Origin of the sequence: Streptomyces sp. NPDC098789 (assembly GCF_044759975.1) — a bacterium.
Taxonomy (GTDB): Bacteria; Actinomycetota; Actinomycetes; order Streptomycetales; family Streptomycetaceae; genus Streptomyces.
The window spans coordinates 44,011-62,934 of record NZ_JBIWAJ010000022.1 but is presented as its reverse complement, the minus strand read 5'-3'; the positions used below and the strand labels follow the sequence as shown (position 1 = coordinate 62,934).

General features: G+C 73.5%; 16 protein-coding genes. 11 read left to right on the top strand and 5 right to left on the bottom strand.

Annotated elements, in window-relative coordinates; genetic code table 11:
* Positions 1-47 precede the first annotated feature (47 nt).
* The 10 genes from ACIQWR_RS33740 (at position 48) to ACIQWR_RS33695 (ending at position 12,156) form a co-directional block, all read left to right on the top strand.
* Positions 48-1,706, top strand: a complete 1,659-nt coding sequence (locus ACIQWR_RS33740; RefSeq protein ID WP_404017555.1) for a protein kinase — start codon at positions 48-50, stop codon at positions 1,704-1,706.
* 122 nt (positions 1,707-1,828) lie between these two features.
* Positions 1,829-2,380, top strand: coding sequence for a hypothetical protein (locus tag ACIQWR_RS33735; RefSeq protein WP_404017553.1), 552 nt, complete (start codon positions 1,829-1,831; stop codon positions 2,378-2,380).
* Between the two features lie 88 nt (positions 2,381-2,468).
* On the top strand, positions 2,469-3,152 hold the full coding sequence (locus ACIQWR_RS33730) for a PadR family transcriptional regulator (protein WP_404017550.1): 684 nt from the start codon (positions 2,469-2,471) through the stop codon (positions 3,150-3,152).
* Positions 3,145-3,939 carry an ABC transporter ATP-binding protein gene (locus ACIQWR_RS33725; protein ID WP_404017548.1) on the top strand — a complete coding sequence of 265 codons (795 nt, stop codon included), beginning with the start codon at positions 3,145-3,147 and terminating at the stop codon, positions 3,937-3,939. The genes ACIQWR_RS33730 and ACIQWR_RS33725 overlap by 8 nt, the downstream gene beginning before the upstream one ends.
* A complete protein-coding gene (locus ACIQWR_RS33720) occupies positions 3,936-6,782 on the top strand; it encodes an FtsX-like permease family protein (RefSeq protein WP_404017546.1) in 2,847 nt (948 codons plus the stop codon). The genes ACIQWR_RS33725 and ACIQWR_RS33720 overlap by 4 nt, the downstream gene beginning before the upstream one ends.
* Before the next feature lie 83 nt (positions 6,783-6,865).
* Positions 6,866-7,405 carry a bacterial proteasome activator family protein gene (locus ACIQWR_RS33715; protein WP_385783085.1) on the top strand — a complete coding sequence of 180 codons (540 nt, stop codon included), beginning with the start codon at positions 6,866-6,868 and terminating at the stop codon, positions 7,403-7,405.
* Between the two features lie 180 nt (positions 7,406-7,585).
* The gene (locus ACIQWR_RS33710) at positions 7,586-8,470 is read left to right on the top strand and encodes an NTP transferase domain-containing protein (protein ID WP_404017543.1); all 885 of its coding nucleotides are present in this window, start codon (positions 7,586-7,588) and stop codon (positions 8,468-8,470) included.
* Positions 8,467-10,074 (top strand): molybdopterin molybdotransferase MoeA, encoded by a 1,608-nt coding sequence (locus tag ACIQWR_RS33705; RefSeq protein WP_404017540.1) that lies wholly within the window; start codon positions 8,467-8,469, stop codon positions 10,072-10,074. The genes ACIQWR_RS33710 and ACIQWR_RS33705 overlap by 4 nt, the downstream gene beginning before the upstream one ends.
* Positions 10,062-11,162, top strand: a complete 1,101-nt coding sequence (locus tag ACIQWR_RS33700; protein ID WP_404017538.1) for a potassium channel family protein — start codon at positions 10,062-10,064, stop codon at positions 11,160-11,162. Before ACIQWR_RS33705 ends, ACIQWR_RS33700 begins: the two co-directional genes overlap by 13 nt.
* Positions 11,163-11,172: 10 nt before the next feature.
* Positions 11,173-12,156 carry an NAD(P)H-quinone oxidoreductase gene (locus ACIQWR_RS33695; RefSeq protein WP_404017537.1) on the top strand — a complete coding sequence of 328 codons (984 nt, stop codon included), beginning with the start codon at positions 11,173-11,175 and terminating at the stop codon, positions 12,154-12,156.
* A gap of 36 nt (positions 12,157-12,192) precedes the next feature.
* Here the strand turns inward: ACIQWR_RS33695 and ACIQWR_RS33690 are convergent, their stop codons facing one another.
* From ACIQWR_RS33690 to pdhA, 3 genes are read right to left on the bottom strand one after another with little or no spacing between them, the layout of a single operon-like run.
* Positions 12,193-13,542 (bottom strand): dihydrolipoamide acetyltransferase family protein, encoded by a 1,350-nt coding sequence (locus ACIQWR_RS33690; protein ID WP_404017534.1) that lies wholly within the window; start codon positions 13,540-13,542, stop codon positions 12,193-12,195.
* The gene (locus tag ACIQWR_RS33685; protein WP_404017532.1) at positions 13,542-14,564 is read right to left on the bottom strand and encodes an alpha-ketoacid dehydrogenase subunit beta; all 1,023 of its coding nucleotides are present in this window, start codon (positions 14,562-14,564) and stop codon (positions 13,542-13,544) included. Before ACIQWR_RS33685 ends, ACIQWR_RS33690 begins: the two co-directional genes overlap by 1 nt.
* A complete protein-coding gene (pdhA, locus tag ACIQWR_RS33680) occupies positions 14,561-15,697 on the bottom strand; it encodes a pyruvate dehydrogenase (acetyl-transferring) E1 component subunit alpha (RefSeq protein WP_404017529.1) in 1,137 nt (378 codons plus the stop codon). The genes ACIQWR_RS33685 and pdhA overlap by 4 nt, the downstream gene beginning before the upstream one ends.
* A 178-nt stretch (positions 15,698-15,875) precedes the next feature.
* Here pdhA and ACIQWR_RS33675 point away from each other — a divergent pair, with 178 nt between their 5' ends.
* A complete protein-coding gene (locus ACIQWR_RS33675) occupies positions 15,876-16,463 on the top strand; it encodes an Lrp/AsnC family transcriptional regulator (protein ID WP_404017526.1) in 588 nt (195 codons plus the stop codon).
* A 140-nt stretch (positions 16,464-16,603) separates the two neighbouring features.
* Here ACIQWR_RS33675 and ACIQWR_RS33670 read toward each other — a convergent pair whose 3' ends face one another.
* Entirely contained in the window at positions 16,604-17,191 is a 588-nt protein-coding gene (locus ACIQWR_RS33670) for a TetR/AcrR family transcriptional regulator (RefSeq protein ID WP_404017524.1), read from the bottom strand.
* Positions 17,188-18,762, bottom strand: coding sequence for a 3-hydroxyacyl-CoA dehydrogenase (locus tag ACIQWR_RS33665; protein WP_404017521.1), 1,575 nt, complete (start codon positions 18,760-18,762; stop codon positions 17,188-17,190). The genes ACIQWR_RS33670 and ACIQWR_RS33665 overlap by 4 nt, the downstream gene beginning before the upstream one ends.
* Between the last annotated feature and the right edge of the window lie 162 nt (positions 18,763-18,924).

Below are 18,924 nucleotides of genomic sequence, written 5' to 3'. Positions count from 1 at the left end.
CGCTCCGTCGGACGCGTGCGCACACTGCTTGAGGGGAAGCGACAGTCATGAGCCAGGACGGCACTGAGGGCCGGTACGCGGGCGGGTCCTTGGCCGGCGGCCGGTACCAGCTGCGGGACTTGCTCGGCGAGGGCGGCATGGCGTCCGTGTACCTCGCGTACGACTCCGCGCTCGACCGGCAGGTCGCGATCAAGACGCTGCACAGCGAGCTCGGTCGGGAGCAGTCCTTCCGCGAGCGCTTCCGCCGCGAGGCCCAGGCTGTAGCGAAACTGTCGCACACCAACATCGTCTCGGTGTTCGATACCGGCGAGGGTGATCTCGGCGGCATGCTCATGCCGTACATCGTCATGGAGTACGTGGAGGGCCAGCCCCTCGGCAGCGCGCTCCAGTCGGACATCACGCAGTACGGGGCGATGCCGGCCGACAAGGCGCTGAAGGTCACCGGCGACGTGCTGGCGGCCCTGGAGACCAGCCACGAGATGGGCCTGGTCCACCGGGACATCAAGCCGGGCAACGTGATGATGACCAAGCGCGGCGTGGTCAAGGTCATGGACTTCGGCATCGCGCGCGCCATGCAGTCGGGCGTCACCTCCATGACCCAGACCGGCATGGTCGTGGGCACCCCGCAGTACCTCTCCCCCGAGCAGGCGCTCGGCCGGGCCGTCGACGCGCGCTCCGACCTCTACTCGGTCGGCATCATGCTCTTCCAGCTGCTGACGGGCCGCCTGCCCTTCGAGGCGGACTCGCCGCTGGCGATCGCGTACGCGCACGTGCAGGAGGAGCCGGTCGCGCCGTCCTCCATCAACCGCTCCGTGACGCCCGCGATGGACGCACTGGTCGCCCGCGCGCTGAAGAAGAACCCGAACGAGCGCTTCCCCACGGCCGATGCCATGCGCGGCGAGGTCCTGCGCGTGCTGTCGGCGGGGCAGACCGGGGCTCCCGTGATCGTCACGGGCGCTCCCGTGAGCAGCGGCGCCGGGGTGTCCTCGGCGGTCTTCCCGCCGGTGGACTCCGGGTTCCAGTCCCCGCCGCCGCACGCTCTGCAGCAGCCGTACCAGTCGTCGCCGTACGGGCCCGCCACCCCGGCGCCGCAGCACCAGCAGACGCCGCCGCCCGCCTACGCGTACCCACCCCAGCAGCAGCACACGCCGCCGCCCCAGCAGCACGCGCAGTACGCCCCGCACGCGCCGCAGACCCCGCCGCCCTTCACCATCTCGCCCGCGGCCACCAGCGCGGCCACGGGCGGCGGGGGCGCCGGCGGCGGCCGGAACACCCCGGTGATCGTCGGATCGATCGTGGTGGCCCTGCTCGCGATCGGCGGCCTGATCACGGCGATCTCGTTGAGCGGCGGCGACAAGAGCGGTGACGAGCCGAAGGCGGCCTCCTCCGCGAGCTCGTCGCCCTCGGCGAAGACCGGCCACAAGGGTCCGGACACCACCCGCACCATCGACGTGGCGAAGTGCAAGGAAGCCACGAAGTCCTACAAGGACGCGACCAAGGTCGACGCCCCGGACTTCCGGTACAAGGACGTCCGGTCGGTGAAGGAGTGCATCCAGGCCGCGGGCTGGAAGTTCACCATCCAGACGCGCGACGAGGCCGTCTACGGCCAGGACACGGTGCTGGAGCAGCTGCCCGCGGCCATGTCCGACGTGCCGAAGGCCGGCGCCGAGTTCACCCTCGTCGTCTCCACCGGAGACCCGCAGTAGTCCCACCGCAGGACACGACGGCATCCCGGGCACCCCTGATGGGGCGCCCGGGATGCCGCTTTTGCCCCACCGTGTAAATCTGAGCGTGACACCTCGGTCGCTCGGGACGGGAGGGGCTCCCCGTGACGCAGTACTTCCGCCGGCCCGCCGGGACCGCGTCGGGTCCGGCCGCATCGCCCCTGGCCCTCACGGCCTTCGCCGTACTGGCCCTCACCTGCCTCGCGCCCGCCTCCGCGGCCCTGGCCGCACCGCCCGCGCCCACCGTGCGCGTCGTCCCGCTGCCCGTGCGCGCCGCTCCCCCGCCCGGGTACGCCGTCCCCGTCCCCGTCCGCTACGTCCTGCCCGGCTACGACGGCCCCGAGGACGACGAACTGGCGGGCAGCGTGGCGGGCGCCGGACGCGAGCACCCCGGCCGACCGGCCGCCGAGCCCGCGAACCCGGAGACCGTCCTGGCCTCCCGGCCGCTCCTGCCGGTGCGGCCGCGCCCCGCCGAGCAGGTCGCCCCGCCGCGCGCCGAGCCGAGCCCGCCGCCCGGGCCGCAGGCCCAGGCGATGGGCGGCGGGCCGGGCGGACGGGCCGCCGATCTGGCCGCGCACATACTGCCGCTGGGTACGGGATTCGCCCTGATGGGACTGGGTCTGGGCTACATGGGAGTGCGGCTGCGCCAGCTCTGACGCGAGGGCCCGAAAGGACCGGGTCCCCCTCACGGAGTAGGCCTTTTGGCGGTTGCCCTGGTCTGCATACTCGGTATACATACTGAGTATGTCTATCCGCCATGGCCTCCTCGCCCTCCTGGAACGGGGACCTCGGTACGGCTCACAGCTGCGCACCGAGTTCGAATCCCGTACCGGTTCCACCTGGCCCCTCAACGTCGGGCAGGTCTACACGACCCTCGCCCGGCTGGAACGTGACGGCCTGGTCGCCCCCGGCGGCGAGGACGCCGCGGGCCACACCCTGTACGCCATCACCGACGCCGGACACCAGGAACTGTGTTCCTGGTACGAGCGCCCCGTCGACCGCACCAACCCGCCCCGCGACGAGCTGTCGATCAAGCTCGCCATGGCCGTGGGCGCCCCCGGCGTGGACATCCGCGCCGTCATCCAGTCCCAACGCCACGCCACGATCCGAGCGATGCAGGACTACACCCGACTCAAGGCCCAGGCGCTCGCCGCCATCGAGAGCGGGAAGTCCCAGGAACGCGACGACGTGGCCTGGCTGCTGGTCGTCGAACAGCTGATCTTCCAGACCGAGGCCGAGGCCCGGTGGCTCGACCACTCCGAATCCCGGCTGGTGCGGCTCTCCGTCCTGGCCGAACGGGGAGCCCCGGCGCCCGCACCATCGACGGCCGACCGGGGGACCGATCCGGGACCCGCCCCGGCACGAGCCGCCGGCAGCACCGCTTCCGCCACCGCCCAGCCGTCCCGAGGGGGACTTCCGCATGCCTGACCAGCACCAGTACGCGCAGCCGCACCAGCACCCGCACCACGGCCGGCCGGCCCGGGACGCCCAACAGCCCGTCCTCCAGCTGGACCAGCTCGTCCGTACCCACGGCAGCGGCGCCACCGAGGTGCAAGCCCTGCGGGGCATCAACCTCAGCGTCTACCCCGGTGAGCTCGTCGCCGTCATGGGCCCCTCCGGCTCCGGCAAGTCCACCCTGCTGACCCTCGCGGGCGGGCTCGACACCCCCAGCAGCGGCCGGGTCATCGTCGAAGGCACCGACATCACCACCGCGAACCGCAAGCAGCTGGCCGCCCTGCGCCGGCGCAGCATCGGCTACGTCTTCCAGGACTACAACCTCATACCGGCGCTCACCGCCGCCGAGAACGTGGCCCTGCCCCGCGAGCTGGACGGCACCTCCGCCCGCAAGGCCCGGGTCTCCGCCCTGGCCGCCCTGGAGGAGATGGGGCTGGGCCGGCTCGCCGACCGCTTCCCCGACGAGATGTCCGGCGGCCAGCAGCAGCGCGTGGCCATCGCCCGCGCCCTGGTCGGCGACCGCCGCCTGGTCCTGGCCGACGAGCCGACCGGCGCCCTGGACTCGGAGACCGGCGAGTCCGTGCTCGGGCTGCTGCGCTCCCGCTGCGACGCGGGCGCCGCCGGCATCCTGGTCACCCACGAGCCGCGCTTCGCGGCCTGGGCGGACCGGGTGGTCTTCCTGCGCGACGGCAGCGTCGTCGACGAGACCCTGAGCACGGGGGCCGACTCCCTGCTGTCGGGGCTGGGGACCGCCCAGTGAAGGCCTGGTACCACTCCTGGATCGCGGCCCTGCGGATCGCCCGCCGCGACGCCTGGCGCGCCCGGGGCCGCAGCGTCCTGGTCCTCGCCATGCTGGCGCTGCCCATCATCGGGGTGAGCGCCGCCGACCTCACCCTGCGCAGCGCCGAACTCACCACCGCCCAGAACCTGGACCGCAGGATCGGCAGCGCCGACGCCGAGCTGAGCGCCGGCCTCGGCGCGCCCCTCTACCAAAGCCCCGACGCGGAGAGCTACTCGCCCGTCGGCGGCTATAAGAACTACGTGCCGCCCAAGAACGACGATCGGTCGGAAGCCCTCAAGGCAGCCCTCCCGGCCGGCGTGGAGAGCGTCAAGAACACCCTGGGCCACGCGAAGGTGCGCACCACGCACGGGCTGCTGAGCACCCAGATGCGCGAAGTCGACGCCGCGAGCCCGCTGGTCAAGGGCATGTTCACGCTCACCGGCGGGCGGCTGCCCCAGCAGAACGGCGAGATCGTCGCCACCGACGCCTTCCTGGCCGAGTCCGGGTACTCCGTCGGCTCCACGGTCACTCCCCGGGGCACGCAGACCTCGTACATGATCGTCGGCTCGTACGAACTGCCCAACAGCCTCGGGAGCACGGAGCTGCTCGCCCCGCCCGGGAGCCTGCTCGCGCCGCTCGACCGCGCACTGACCGAGGCCGGGCTCAGCTCCGTCCGGGCCGTCGACACCTACCTCGTGAAGGTCGGCGGCGAAGGTTTCACGTGGAACATGGTCAAGGAGATCAACGCCAAGGGCGCGCTCGTCCTCTCCCGCGCCGTGATCCTGAAGCCGCCGGCCGACTCCGCGGTGCCGCTGTACCAGCAGGAGGAGCGCAACACCTTCACCGGCCGGACCGGCCGGGCCACCGCCATGGCCATCGCGGCGACCGTCGTCGGTCTCGCCATGCTGGAGATCTGCCTGCTGGCGGGTCCCGCCTTCGCGGTCGGCGCACGTCGCTCGCGGCGCCAGCTCGGCCTGGTCGGCGCCAACGGCGGCGACCGGCGGCACATCCGGTCGATCGTGCTCTCGGGCGGCCTCGTGCTCGGCGCCATCGCCGCCGTCATCGGCACGGGCCTCGGGGTGGTGCTCACCCTCGCCCTGCGGCCGTACCTGGAGGAGAGGCTCGGCGCCCGCTTCGCCGGCTTCAACGTGGTACCGCTGGAACTCGTCGGGATCGCCCTGCTGGCCGTGCTGACCGGCCTGTTGGCCGCGATCGTCCCGGCCATCACCGCGTCCCGGCAGACCGTCCTCGCCTCGCTCACCGGCCGGCGCGGGGTCCGCAGGTCCAACCGGATCCTGCCGCTCCTGGGCCTGCTCGCCCTCGCCGGGGGCGCGGCCATCGCGCTCTACGGCACGGTGTCCGGCATGGGCTTCATCGTCGTCGCGGGCGGCAGCGCCATCGCCGAGCTGGGCCTCGTCGCCATGACCCCGATGCTGGTCGGCCTGTTCGGCCGGGTCGGACGCTGGCTGCCGCTCTCCCCGCGGCTCGCCCTGCGCGACGCGGTGCGCAACCGCGGGCGCACGGCCCCCGCCGTGGCCGCCGTCCTGGCCGCCGTGGCCGGCACGGTCGCCGTGGCGACGTACCAGCACAGCAAGGACGTCCAGGCCGCGCACGAGTACACGGCCAAGCTGCCCAGCGGCTCCGGCACCATCATCATGAACGAGGCGGGCGGCTACCGCGACGTGCCCGCCGTGCGCGACGCCCTGTCCCAGCGGTACCCGGTGGCCGTACGGGCCGATGTGGACCGGCTCGTCGTCGGCAATCCCAGCTGCGAGCGCTACGGCGAGAGCGCCAAGGGCTGCGGCACCGCCGAGCTCATCGTGCCCAAGGAACAGCGCTGCCCCCTCGACGAAGCGGAGAACGGCCCCGCCTCCTTCGGCCTCGAAGAGCAGAAGAAGCTGCGCAAGGACTGGCGCTGCGCGCGGGGCGAGTACTTCACCTCGGACCAGACCGTCGTCGCCGACCAGAAGCTGCTGACCACGCTGGCGGTCACCGACCCCGGCACGGTGGCGGCCCTGACCTCGGGCAAGGCCGTCTCCTTCGACAAGCGCAACGTCAAGAACGACAAGGTCACCATCCGGCTGATCACCGACAAGGAGAAGGCCGACACCGCACGCTCGACCCACAAGGAACTGCCGGGCGAGAACAAGGTGTTCCCCGTCCACCAGGCACCGGACTCCGCCAACGCGTACGGGATCCAGCTGATCCTGCCGCCGACCGCCGTGAAGGCCGCCGGGATCACCACCGCCCCCCTCGGCTCCTACTTCACCCTCGACGGCTCCCTCACCTCCACCCAGAAGCAGAAGCTCGACGGGGACCTCGACCGGATGGGCACGGACGCCGCGGTATCCGTCGAAGCCGGCTACCAGGCTCCCTCCGACATCACCCTGATGGCCCTGACCCTGTTCGCTGGTCTGATCACCATCGGTGCGGCGGGCATCGCCACCGGCCTCGCCCAGGCGGACTCCGAGGCCGACCTGAAGACGCTCGCCGCGGTCGGCGCACCCCCGCGGGTACGGCGCACGCTCAGCGGCTTCCAGTGCGGGGTGGTCGCCCTGATGGGCGTGATCCTGGGCTGCGCGTCGGGCATCCTGCCCGCGGCCGGGCTCCGGCTCGTCGAGCGGCGCGACCTGACGCGCCTGTACGAGTCCGTCGTGGCGAACGGCCACGAGCCCGCCGGTGGCGCAGCGCCGTGGGTGCCCATCGTGCTGCCGTGGCAGACCTTCGCCGAGCTGCTGGTCGTGGTCCCGATCGGGGCCGCCCTGCTCGCCGCACTGGTCACCCGGTCCAGCGGCGCACTGGCCCGCCGGGCCACGGGCTGATCCCGGAGCCCCCGGACAGGTTGGATCACGCCTGTCCGGGGGCACACCGTGTGAGTACGAAGGTGTGCGAGAGAATGGTCGGCATGGAGATGCCGAGTGGTGAACGGTCGCAGGACAGCCCCCCGCACGTCCTGATCCTGGGACAGGACGGGATGGCGGTCGGCGGCGCCGATGACGAGTCTCGCGAGGTGCCGGTGACGGAGATGGTCGAACAACCCGCCAAGGTCATGCGGATCGGCAGCATGATCAAGCAGCTCCTGGAAGAGGTCCGCGCCGCTCCTCTCGACGAGGCCAGCCGCGTCCGCCTCAAGGACATCCACGCGGCTTCGGTCAAGGAGCTGGAAGACGGCCTGGCCCCCGAGCTGGTCGAGGAACTGGAGCGGCTCTCCTTGCCGTTCACCGAGGAGGCCATCCCCTCCGAGGCGGAACTGCGGATCGCGCAGGCCCAGTTGGTCGGCTGGCTGGAAGGCCTCTTCCACGGCATCCAGACCGCCCTGTTCGCCCAGCAGATGGCGGCCCGTGCGCAGCTGGAACAGATGCGCCGCGCGCTGCCGCCCGGCTCCGGACACGAGGACGACGAGGACGGCGGCCACGGGGCCGTCCGCTCCGGCCCGTACCTGTAGCACCGGCTCCCGCACCGCCGGGAGCCCCGCACCCCGGCGCCCCGCCACCCTTCAACGGGCGGCGGGGCGCCGCCGTTTGCTCCCGTCCTCAGCGCCACCTCCGCCCCGCGGGGAGGTTCTGGATAAATGCTGGTTAAGCGGGGTCAACCAGATGAAACACGGGCCCCGCATACTCGGGACATGACGTACAACGCGATCGTGTTGGCCGGCGGCGCCGCGCGACGGCTCGGTGGCGCCGACAAACCCGCCTTGAGCGTCGGTGGGCGGGCCCTGCTCGACCGGGTGCTCGACGCCTGCGCCGACGCCGCGGACACCGTGGTCGTCGGCGCCCGCCGCCCCACGTCCCGGCCGGTGCGCTGGACCCGCGAGGAACCGCCCGGGGGCGGACCGTTGGCCGCGCTGGCCGCCGGGCTGCGGCACACCGACGCCGAGCTGGTGCTCGTGCTCTCCGCCGACCTGCCCTTCCTCGACCGCGAGACCGTACGGGCGCTGTGCGCCGCCGTGACCGGCACCGGCGCGACGGGCGCCGCGGTGGACGGGGCCCTGCTCCGCGACGCCGAGGGGCGCGACCAGCCGCTCGTCGCGGCCTACCGGGCCGCATCGCTGCGCCACGGGACCGCCGTGCTGGCCGCCGAACACGGCAGCCTCACCGGGCTGCCGCTGCGTGCGCTGACCGCCGAACTGGAACTGGTCCGAGTGGGCGCGGCCGCGCCCCTCGCTTCCTTCGACTGCGACACCTGGGACGATCTCGCGGCCGCGCGCGCCCGGATCAGGGAGCATGGGTCCGTGCTGGACGAATGGATCACCGCCGTCAAGAACGAGCTGGGCATCGACGTCGCCGTCGACACCAAGACCCTGCTCGACCTCGCCCGTGACGCCGCCCACGGCGTCGCCCGTCCCGCCGCACCGCTGACCACCTTCCTGGTCGGGTACGCGGCGGCGCAGGCCGAAGCCACCGGGGCCGACCCCGCCGCGGCGGTCGCCGAAGCCTCCCGCAAGGCCGCGGACCTGGCCCTGCGCTGGGCGGCGGAAGCCGACTCCGCCGACGGGACCGGCTCGGGATGACACCCGCCGACGCCACCGACGCCGAGCGCGCCCTGGACGAAGCCCTGGCCGCGCTGACCCGCCCCACCGCCCGACACCACCCGACCCCCGCCCGGGCCACCGGATCGGGCGCGGGACCGGGCGCCGACCCCGCCCACGCCGACGCGGCGGGTGCCCCCGCGCGTACGGCCCCGGCCCACGCCGCGGCCACCGCGCCCGCCCCCGCCGCCACTCCCCCGCCCGCCGCGGCCCCCGCCGCGTCGGACACCGGCGGCCCGGGGGCGGCGTCCGGTGACCCGGACACCGCCCCTGCGGAGCCGGCGCGCGGCAGCCTGGAGCAGCACCTCGACGAAGCGCTCGCCCTGGTCGGCCGGCCCTCGGCGGGCAAGGGCGGCGCACACCGGGCCACCGCCTGGTCCCGGGCCGTGGACACCGCGATCCGGGCCGGTGCGCTCACCCCCGCCCGCACCCACCACGCCCCGCTCGCCGAGGCCCTCGGCGAGGTCCTCGTGACCCCGCTGGACGCCCTGACCGACCTGCCCTCCTTCGACACCTCGGCCATGGACGGCTGGGCGGTCGCCGGACCCGGCCCCTGGACGGTGCGCCACGGCGGCGGGGTCCTGGCCGGCTCCGACCGGCCGCTCCCCCTCGCCTGCGGCGAAGCCGTACGGATCGCCACCGGCGCCCGGATCCCGGCCGACACCACCGCCGTGATCCGCAGCGAGCACGCCCACGCCGCGGGCGAGCCGGTCCGACTGCACGCCGACCGGCCCGTGGTCACCGGCCAGGACATCCGGCCGCGCGCCCAGGAGTGCCGCTCCGGTGACCTGCTGCTGCCCGCCGGCGCCCTGGTCACCCCGGCCGTCCTGGGCCTGGCCGCCGCCGCCGGATACGACCGGCTGCACACCCGGCCGCGCCCCCGCGTGGAGATCCTGGTGCTCGGCGACGAGCTGCTCACCGAGGGCCGCCCGCACGACGGACTGATCCGGGACGCCCTGAGCCCCATGCTCGGCCCCTGGCTCACCCAGCTCGGCGCCGATGTCATCGGCACCCGCCGCCTCGGCGACGATCCCGAGGGGGCCGAGGCCCTCTACCGGGCGGTCACCGGCTCCCCCGCCGACCTGGTCGTCACCACCGGCGGCACGGCCTCCGGCCCGGTCGACCACGTCCACCCCGTGCTGGCCAGGGCCGGCGCCGAACTGCTGGTGGACGGGGTCTCCGTACGCCCCGGCCACCCGATGCTGCTCGCCCGGCTCGCCGACCGCGCGCCCGACCAGAGCGCCGCCCGGCACCTGGTGGGCCTGCCCGGCAACCCGCTGGCCGCCGTCTCCGGCCTGCTCACCCTCGCCGAGCCGCTGCTCCGCGCCCTCGCCGGCCGCCCGCCCCGGCACCGCTACACCGTGCCCGCGCGCGACGAGGTGCCCGGCCACCCGTACGACACCCGGCTCGTTCCGGTCCTGCTCACTTCCGACCACGCGGTGCCGCTGCACTACAACGGTCCGGCGATGCTGCGCGGCATCGCGGCCGCGGACGCACTGGTCGTCGTACCGCCCGGCGGGGTGGGGGCCGGACAGGACGTCGAGGTCCTCGACCTGCCCTGGGCCACGGGGGGATGTTTCACGTGAAACTGCACGGCCAGGACGCGATGGCCCGCCAAGCGGACGAGAAGCTCGTCTCCCGGCGGATCAAGCTCCCCAAGCGCGAGGTCACCAAGCCGCTGCGGCAGGTCACGCGGCGGCTGCTGATGGCCCTGTTCGTGCTCGCCCTCACGGTCCTCATCGTCTACATCGACCGCGACGGCTACCACGACAACGCCAACGGCAAGGTCGACTTCCTCGACTGCGTCTACTACGCGACCGTAACCCTCTCGACCACCGGCTACGGCGACATCGTCCCGTACAGCGACGGCGCGCGGCTGGTCAACGTCCTACTGATCACGCCCCTGCGCGTGGTGTTCCTGATCATCCTGGTCGGCACGACCCTGGAAGTCCTGACCGAACGGACCCGGGAGGAGTGGCGGCTGAACCGCTGGAGGAAGAACTTGCGCGAACACACGGTCGTCGTCGGCTTCGGCACCAAGGGCCGCTCGGCCCTGCAGACGCTGCTGGCCACCGGCCTCTCCAAGGAGCAGGTGGTGATCGTCGACCCCAGCGCGAAGGTCATCGACATCGCCAACGCGGAGGGCTTCACGGGTGTGGTCGGCGACGCGACCCGCTCGGACGTCCTGCTGCGCGCCGAACTCCAAAAGGCCCGCCAGGTGGTCATCGCCACCCAGCGCGACGACACGGCGGTCCTGGTCACCCTGACGGCCCGCCAACTCAACCGCGGCGCGAAGATCGTGGCCGCGGTGCGCGAGGAGGAGAACGCGCCGCTGCTGCGCCAATCGGGCGCGGACGCCGTCATCACGAGCGCGAGCGCGGCCGGACGACTGCTGGGTCTGTCCGTGCTCAGCCCCAGCGCGGGCACCGTGATGGAGGATCTGATCCAGCAGGGCAGCGGACTCGACCTGATCGAACGGCCCGTCAGAAAGGCCGAAGTCGGCATGCGGGTCCGGGAGACCGAGGACCTGGTGGTCACCGTGGTGCGCGGGCACCGGCTGCTCCCCTACGACGACCCGCACGCCAGCCCGCTCCAGGCGACGGACCGGGTGATCGCCATCGTCCGTGCGACACCGCGCACTTCGCCCCCGGTGATGCTGGGACCCGCCGAGTAGGCTCCGGCCCATGCATGCGATCACCATCCCGCAGCCCGGTGGCCCCGAGGCCCTGGTCTGGGCCGAAGTACCCGACCCGGTGGCGGCCGAGGGCGAGGTCCTCGTCGAGGTCACGGCCGGCGCCGTGAACCGGGCCGACGTGCTCCAGCGGCAGGGCTTCTACGATCCGCCGCCGGGTGCCTCCCGCTACCCCGGCCTCGAATGCTCCGGCCGGATCATCGCGCTGGGGCAGGGGGTGTCGGGCTGGTCGGTGGGAGACGAGGTGTGCGCGCTCCTGGCGGGCGGCGGCTACGCCGAGCGCGTGGCCGTCCCGGCGGGCCAGTTGCTGCCCGTGCCGGCGGGCGTCGACCTGGTGACGGCCGCCGCGCTGCCCGAGGTCGTGTGCACGGTGTGGTCCAACGTGTTCATGGGCCCGGGCAAGCACCTGCGGGCGGGCGAGACCCTGCTCGTGCACGGGGGTTCCAGCGGCATCGGCACGATGGCGATCCAGCTGGCGAAGGCGATCGGCGCCGAGGTCGCGGTGACGGCGGGCGGCCCGCAGAAGCTGGCCCGCTGCGCGGAGCTGGGCGCGGACGTCCTGATCGACTACCGCGAGCAGGACTTCGTGGCCGAGGTCCGCGGGGCGACCGGCGGCGCCGGGGCCGACGTGATCCTCGACATCATCGGGGCGAAGTACCTGGCGCGGAACGTGGACGCGCTCGCGCGCGACGGTCGTCTCGCCGTCATCGGTCTCCAGGGCGGGGTGAAGGCCGAGTTGAACCTGGGCGCCCTGCTCTCGAAGCGGGCGAGCATCAGCGCGACCTCGCTGCGGGCCCGCCCGCCGGGCGAGAAGGCGGCCATCGTCGCCGCCGTCCGCGAGCACGTCTGGCCCTTGATCGGGGACGGCCGGGTGCGCCCGGTGGTGCACGCCACCTATCCGATGAGCGGGGCCGCCGAGGCCCACCGGGTCATGGAGTCCAGCGCCCACGTGGGCAAACTCCTGCTGACCCGCTGAGCCCCGGACGCCGCCCGGCCTCCGATGCGGGGGCTGTCAGAGCCCGCGCAGCAGTACCGCCGGGGACTCCACACAGTCGGCGACGTAGCGCAGGAAGCCCCCTGCCGTACCGCCGTCGCACACCCGGTGGTCGAAGGTGAGGGAGAGCTGCACGACCTTGCGCACGGCCAACTCGCCGCCGTGCACCCACGGCTTGTCGATGATCCGGCCCACGCCGAGCATGGCCGCCTCCGGGTGGTTGATGATCGGCGTGGAGCCGTCCACCCCGAACACGCCGTAGTTGTTCAGCGTGAAGGTGCCACCGGTGAGGTCGGAGGGGGCCAGCTTCCCCGCCCGGGCCAGTTCGGTCAGCCGGCCGAACTCGGCCGACAGCGCCTCCGCGCTCATCGCCTGCGCGTCCTTGACCACCGGGACCATCAGGCCCCGGTCGGTCTGGGCCGCGAAGCCCAGGTGCACCGAGGACAGCCGGACGATCTCCTTCGCCTCCAGGTCCACCCGGGAGTTCAGCTCCGGGTGGCGGGCGAGCGCCGCCGTGCAGATCCGGGCCAGCAGGGCCAGTACCGAGATCTTCGGCCCGCCCGCGGCATTCATCGCGGCCCGGGCCGCCATCAGCTCGGTGGCGTCCGCGTCCACCCAGCAGGTGGCGTCGGGGATCTCCCGGCGGCTGCGCGAGAGCTTCTCCGCGACCGCCCCGCGCAGGCCCTTGAGCGGGATCCGCTCGCCCGCGGGGGAGAGCGACGCCCCTGTGTTCACCAGCGGCGCCGCCGCGGGCTGCGGAGCACGCAGCGCCGCCTCGACGTCCACACGCAGGATCAACCCCTCGGGGCCCGAACCGTTCAGGGCGCGCAGGTCGAGCCCGTTGTCCCGGGCCAGCTTGCGCACCAGCGGCGAGATCACCGCCACCGGCCCGAGGGCCACGGGGGCCGCGGGCACGGGGGCGACGGCCACCGGCACGACGGGGGCGACCGGCGCGGGAGCGGCCGCCGCCGGGCGGATCCGGCGCCGCCGGGCCTGGCGGGAGTGGTCCGTCCCGTAGCCCACCAGCACGTTCCCCGAACCCGAACCCGAACCCGACTCCGCCGACTCCGACGCTGCCGCTGCCGCCTCGACGGTGACCGGATCGGCCTGCGGCACCGTGCTGAAGCCGACCGCCACCGTGATCAGCGGGGCGCCGACGGGCAGCTCGGTGCCCTCCTCCCCGAACCGGGCGGTGACCACGCCCCCGTACGGACAGGGCACCTCGACCATCGCCTTGGCCGTCTCGACCTCCACGACCGGCTGGTCCACGGCGACCACGTCGCCCACGGCCACCAGCCAGCGCACGATCTCCGCCTCGGTCAGTCCCTCACCGAGGTCGGGCAGCTTGAACTCCATCACCTGGGGCATCAGTTCTCCCACTGGAGGCGGGCCACGGTGTCCAGGATCCGGTCCACGCCGGGCAGGTGGTGCTTCTCCAACATCGGCGGCGGATACGGGATGTCGAAGCCCGTCACCCGCAGCACCGGCGCCTCCAGGTGGTGGAAGCAGCGCTCCATGATCCGGGCCGCGATCTCCGCGCCGGGTCCGCCGAAACCGTTCGCCTCGTGGACCACGACCGCGCGCCCGGTCCGGCGCACCGCCGCGACCACCGTCTCCTCGTCGAAGGGCACCAGCGAGCGCAGGTCCAGGACCTCCAGGTCCCAGCCCTCCTCGCGGGCCGCCTCGGCCGCCTCCAGGCAGACCGGCAGGGAGGGCCCGTAGGTGATCAGGGTGGCGCTCGTGCCCGCCCGGCGGACCATCGCCTTCCCGATGCCCGGGACCGCCGTGGGCGCCTCCGGCGACCAGTCGGCCTTCGACCAGTAGAGCCGCTTGGGCTCCAGGAAGACCACCGGGTCGTCGCTCGCGATCGCCGCCCGCATCAGCCCGTAGGCGTCCTCCACGGTCGCCGGGGTCACCACGTGCAGCCCCGGGGTGGCCAGGTAGTACGCCTCGGAGGAATCGCTGTGGTGCTCGACGCCGCCGATGCCGCCGCCGTACGGCACCCGGATGGTGATCGGCATCGGCATCGCGCCGCGCGTGCGGTTGCGCATCCGCGACACGTGCGAGATCAGCTGCTCGAACGCCGGGTACGCGAAGGCGTCGAACTGCATCTCGACCACCGGCCGCAGCCCGTACATCGCCATGCCCACCGCGGCGCCCAGGATCCCGGCCTCCGCGAGCGGGGTGTCCGTACAGCGGTCCTCGCCGAACTCCTTCACCAGGCCGTCCGTGATCCGGAAGACCCCGCCCAGCGCGCCGACGTCCTCGCCCATGACGTGCACGGTCGGGTCCTCGGCCATCGCGTCGCGCAGCGCCCGTCCCAGGGCCTGCGCCATGGTCGCGGGCTTGGCCGCCGTCTTCGTCGCCGGCTTCGCCGCCACCGTGGTCATGCTTCGGCCCCCGCTTCCAGTTCGGCGCGCAGCATGGCGGCCTGCTCCCGCAGCCGGTCGGTCTGCTCCGTGTAGACGTGCGCGAAGAGGTCCATCGGATCGAGGACCGGATCGGCGTTCATTCCCTCGCGCAGCGCCGCCGCCATCACCTCGGCCGCGTCCTTGGCCTGCTGGATGCCCTCGGCGTCCAGCAGACCGCGGGCGGTCAGCTCGCGCTCCAGCAGCTCCACCGGGTCGTGCGCCTTCCAGGCCGCCACCTCGTCGTCGGCCCGGTAGCGGGTCGCGTCGTCGGCGTTGGTGTGCGCGTCGATCCGGTACGTGACGGCCTCGATCAGGGTCGGACCGCCGCCCGCGCGGGCCCTGCCGACCGCCTCGGACAGCACCTCGTGCATCGCCGCGATGTCGTTGCCGTCGACCAGCCGGCCCGGCATCCCGTACCCCACGGCCTTGTGGGCCAGCGTCGGGGCAGCGGTCTGCTTGGCGAGCGGGACGGAGATCGCGAAGCCGTTGTTCTGGACGAGGAAGACCACCGGGGCGCGCCAGACGGCCGCGAAGTTCAGCGCCTCGTGGAAGTCGCCCTCGCTGGTGCCGCCGTCGCCGACCATCGCCAGCGCCACCACGTCGTCGCCGCGCAGCCGCGCCGCGTGCGCCAGGCCCACCGCGTGCGGCAGCTGGGTCGCGAGCGGGGTGCACAGCGGGGCTATCCGGTGCTCGCGCGGGTCGTAGCCGGTGTGCCAGTCGCCGCGCAGCAGCGTCAGCGCCTGTACGGGATCCAGCCCGCGGGCCACGGCCGCCAGGGTGTCGCGGTAGCTGGGGAAGAGCCAGTCCTGGTCCTCCAGGACCAGTGCCGCCGCGATCTCGCAGGCCTCCTGGCCCACGGTGGACGGGTACACCGCGAGCCGGCCCTGCCGGGTCAGCGCGGTCGCCTGGGCGTTGTAGCGGCGGCCGCGCACCAGCTCGGCGTAGCACCGGCGCATCAGCTCGGGGTCGAGCTTCTCCGCCGCCGGGGTGCCGAGCACCCGGTACGGCGCGGGGTCCGGGAGCAGCGGGGCGGCGTCCGTACGGGGACTCCAGGCGGGCGGCGGGGTGGGACGGTGGGACGCACCGGCACCGGGCAGCTCTTGGACCGTCATGGCGGCGTACACCTCCTCGTGGGAAGCGGGCAGGGAGAGCCCCGGGTGTGAGGCGCCTCACCTACCGATTGTTCGGTTCGGCGCGCATTTTGGCTACAGGCACCTCCAGGCTGTGGACAAACGGGCGCCGGGGGCCTGGGATGGGGGCAGGACGTCCAGGAGAGGGAGGCATCGGGCAATGCCGGATGAACAAATGGCCGGAGCGGGTCCGTCGCCGGCCGCACCGGGGGGTCCCGTACCGCCCGCGGCGCCGCCCGTGGGGCCGCCGGCTGCCCCGCCGCGCCCGCTGGACCCCATCGACCGTTCGATCCTGCGACTGCTCCAATCGGACGGCCGCGCCTCGATACGGTCGGTGGCGGAGCAGGTCCACGTCTCGCGGGCGAACGCCTACGCGCGGATCAACCGGCTGATCGACGACGGGGTCATCCGGGGCTTCACGGCCCGCGTGGACCACGAGCGCGCAGGTCAGGGCGCTTCCGCCTACATCACGCTCAAGATCGTCCAGAACTCCTGGCGGACCGTCCGCGAGCAGTTGCGCGAGCTGCCGGGGGCCGTGCACATCGCCCTGGTCAGCGGGGACTTCGACGTGCTCCTGCTGGTCCACACGCCGGACAACCGCACGCTGCGGGAGCTGGTGCTGACCCGGCTCCAGGCCATCCCGGAGGTACTTTCGACCCGCACCCTGCTGGTGTTCGAGGAAACGGATCTACTGGCCCCGGGCACGGGCCCGGTGCACGAGGGCCCGGTGCTCGCCCCGGAGGACTGAGCCCGGCCGGTAAGGGCGTGCGCGGCCCTCGGACAGCCGTGGGCCCACCCTCGAACGGTCGTGCGCGCCCGCCCTCGGACGACCGTACGCGCGTCCCCGAACGACCGTACGCGCGTCCTCAGACGGCCGTACGCGCGTCCTCAGACGGCCGTGCGCAGGCCGCCGAAGGCCATCCGGACGACCGCGTCCGCCAGTTGCTCGCGGTCCCCGCCGGAGTGCGGGCGGTACCACTCGACCAGCGAGTTCACCATGCCGAAGAGCAGTCGCGTGGCCAGGCGCGTGTCGACGTCCGCGCGCAGGTCCCCGTCGGCCGCGGCCGCCTTCAGCAGCTCGGCGACCTGGTGGTCGAACTCGCGGCGCCGCTCCAGCGCCCAGCGCTCGGTGCGGGTGTTGCCGCGCACCCGCAGCAGCAGGGTGACGTAGGGCAGTTCCGCGACCAGCACCTCCACCGTGCGCCGCGTGACGTACTCGACCCGGTCCACGGACCGGCCGCGCACCGCGCCCGGCTCCTCCAGGACGGCGAACAGCCCGTCCAGGGCCCGGCTGACGGCCCGGCGCAGCAGTTCCTCCTTGCCCGCGACGTGGTGGTAGATCGAGGACTTGGAGATGCCGGCGGCCTTGGAGAGGTGCTCCATCGAGGTGCCGTCGTAGCCGCGCTCGTTGAAGACCTGCACGGCGACCGTCAGCAGGGTCTCCGGGGTGTACGTGTCGCGCCTCGCGGTGGTCACGCCCCGTCCTCCGCACCGGCGGCGTCGTCGTCCGCACCGGCGGCGTCCTCGGCCCCGGCGTCCTCGGCGTCGGCGGCGTAGCCCAGCCGGTAGAGGGCCAGCGAGGGCGCGTACCGGCCGCCGGGGCAGCGCTCGTCGAGGTGGTGCAGGAGGTCGTAGGCCCAGTCCTGGCCGAGCTCGGCGTGCCATTGCGAGGGCCCGAGCGGGTAGTTGACCCCGAGCCGCATCGCGGTGTCGATGTCCTCGGCGGTGGCCACGCCGCGCGCGACCGCGTCGGCCGTGAGGTCGATCAGCATCGCGACCGTGCGGGCGACGATCATGCCGGGCACGTCCCCGATGACGGAGACGTCCTTGCCCAGCTTCTGGAAGAGGCCGACGGCCTCGGCGAGGGTCTCCTCGGAGGTGTCCTCGCTGGCGGAGAGCGCGATCCGGGTGGCCCCGCGGTAGTCGAGGGCGAGGTCGAAGTAGACGACGTCGGCGAATTCGACCGAGGTCTTGCCGTCGGCGAGGACCAGCTGACCCTCGCCGGGCAGCTGGATGTACGGGCCGCCGGTCCCGGTGACGCTGACCGTGATCCCGGCCTCCTCCATCAGGTCGACCAGCTCCGCGGCGGGACCCAGGTCACCGACGACGCTCACCGCCGCCGGACCGGGCCGCGGCTCCGCGGTGTGCGGCCGCGCGGGCGCGTCCTGCGCCGCGGCGGCCTCGCCGTAGGGGAACCAGCCGTGCCCCGACTTGCGGCCCAGCCGGCCCGACTGGACCAGCCGGCGCTGGGCGAGGGAGGGCGTGAACTTCGGGCTGTGGAAGAAGGACTCCCACACGGAGCGGGTGACCGCCTCGTTGACGTCCTGCCCGATCAGGTCGGTCAGTTCGAAGGGCCCCATCCGGAAGCCGCCGCTCTCGCGCAGCACGGCGTCGATCGTGGCGGGGTCGGCGCCGCGCTCCTCGTACACCGCGAAGGCCTCGGCGTAGAAGGGGCGGGCGATCCGGTTGACGATGAAGCCGGGGGTGTCCGCGCAGCGGACCGGGCTCTTGCCCCAGCCCAGGACGGTCTCGTACGCGCGCCCGGCGGCCGCCGGGTCGGTCGCGAAGCCGCTGACCACCTCCACCAGCGGGAGCAGCGGGGCCGGGTTGAAGAAGTGCAGGCCGAGGAAGCGGCCGGGGTGGGAGAGGCCCGCCGCGAGTTCGGTGACGGAGAGGGAGGAGGTGTTGGTCGCCAGCAGGGCGTCCGGAGCGACCACCTTTTCGAGTGAGGCGAAGAGCGCGCGCTTGACGCCCGCGTCCTCCACGACCGCCTCGATCACCAGCGCGGCGCCGGCGAGGTCCGCCAGCTCGTGGGCCGACTCGATCCGGCCGATCGCCGCGTCGGCCTCGGCTCGATCCAACCGCCCCTTGGCGGTCAGCCGCTCGATCCGGTCCTGCACCGCGGCGCGGCCCGCACGGGCCGCCGCCTCGTCGATGTCGTAGATCAGCACCCGGTGACCTGCGAGAAGGGCGACCTGTGCGATGCCCTGGCCCATGGTGCCGGCGCCGACGACCGCCACAGTGCGGGAGCGCTCGATTGCTGTCATGACCCGATCCTCCCGCACCGACTTATCCACAGGTCGGTCGGGCCCTCTTGTCCCGACCGATCGTTCGGTTACTCTAACTCCAGTCTGCTCTTCCCCGCCCTTCCTTGCCCGATCCGCTTGCCGATCCGCACCGTCGATCCGCAGTTCGATCCCGCCCGGCTC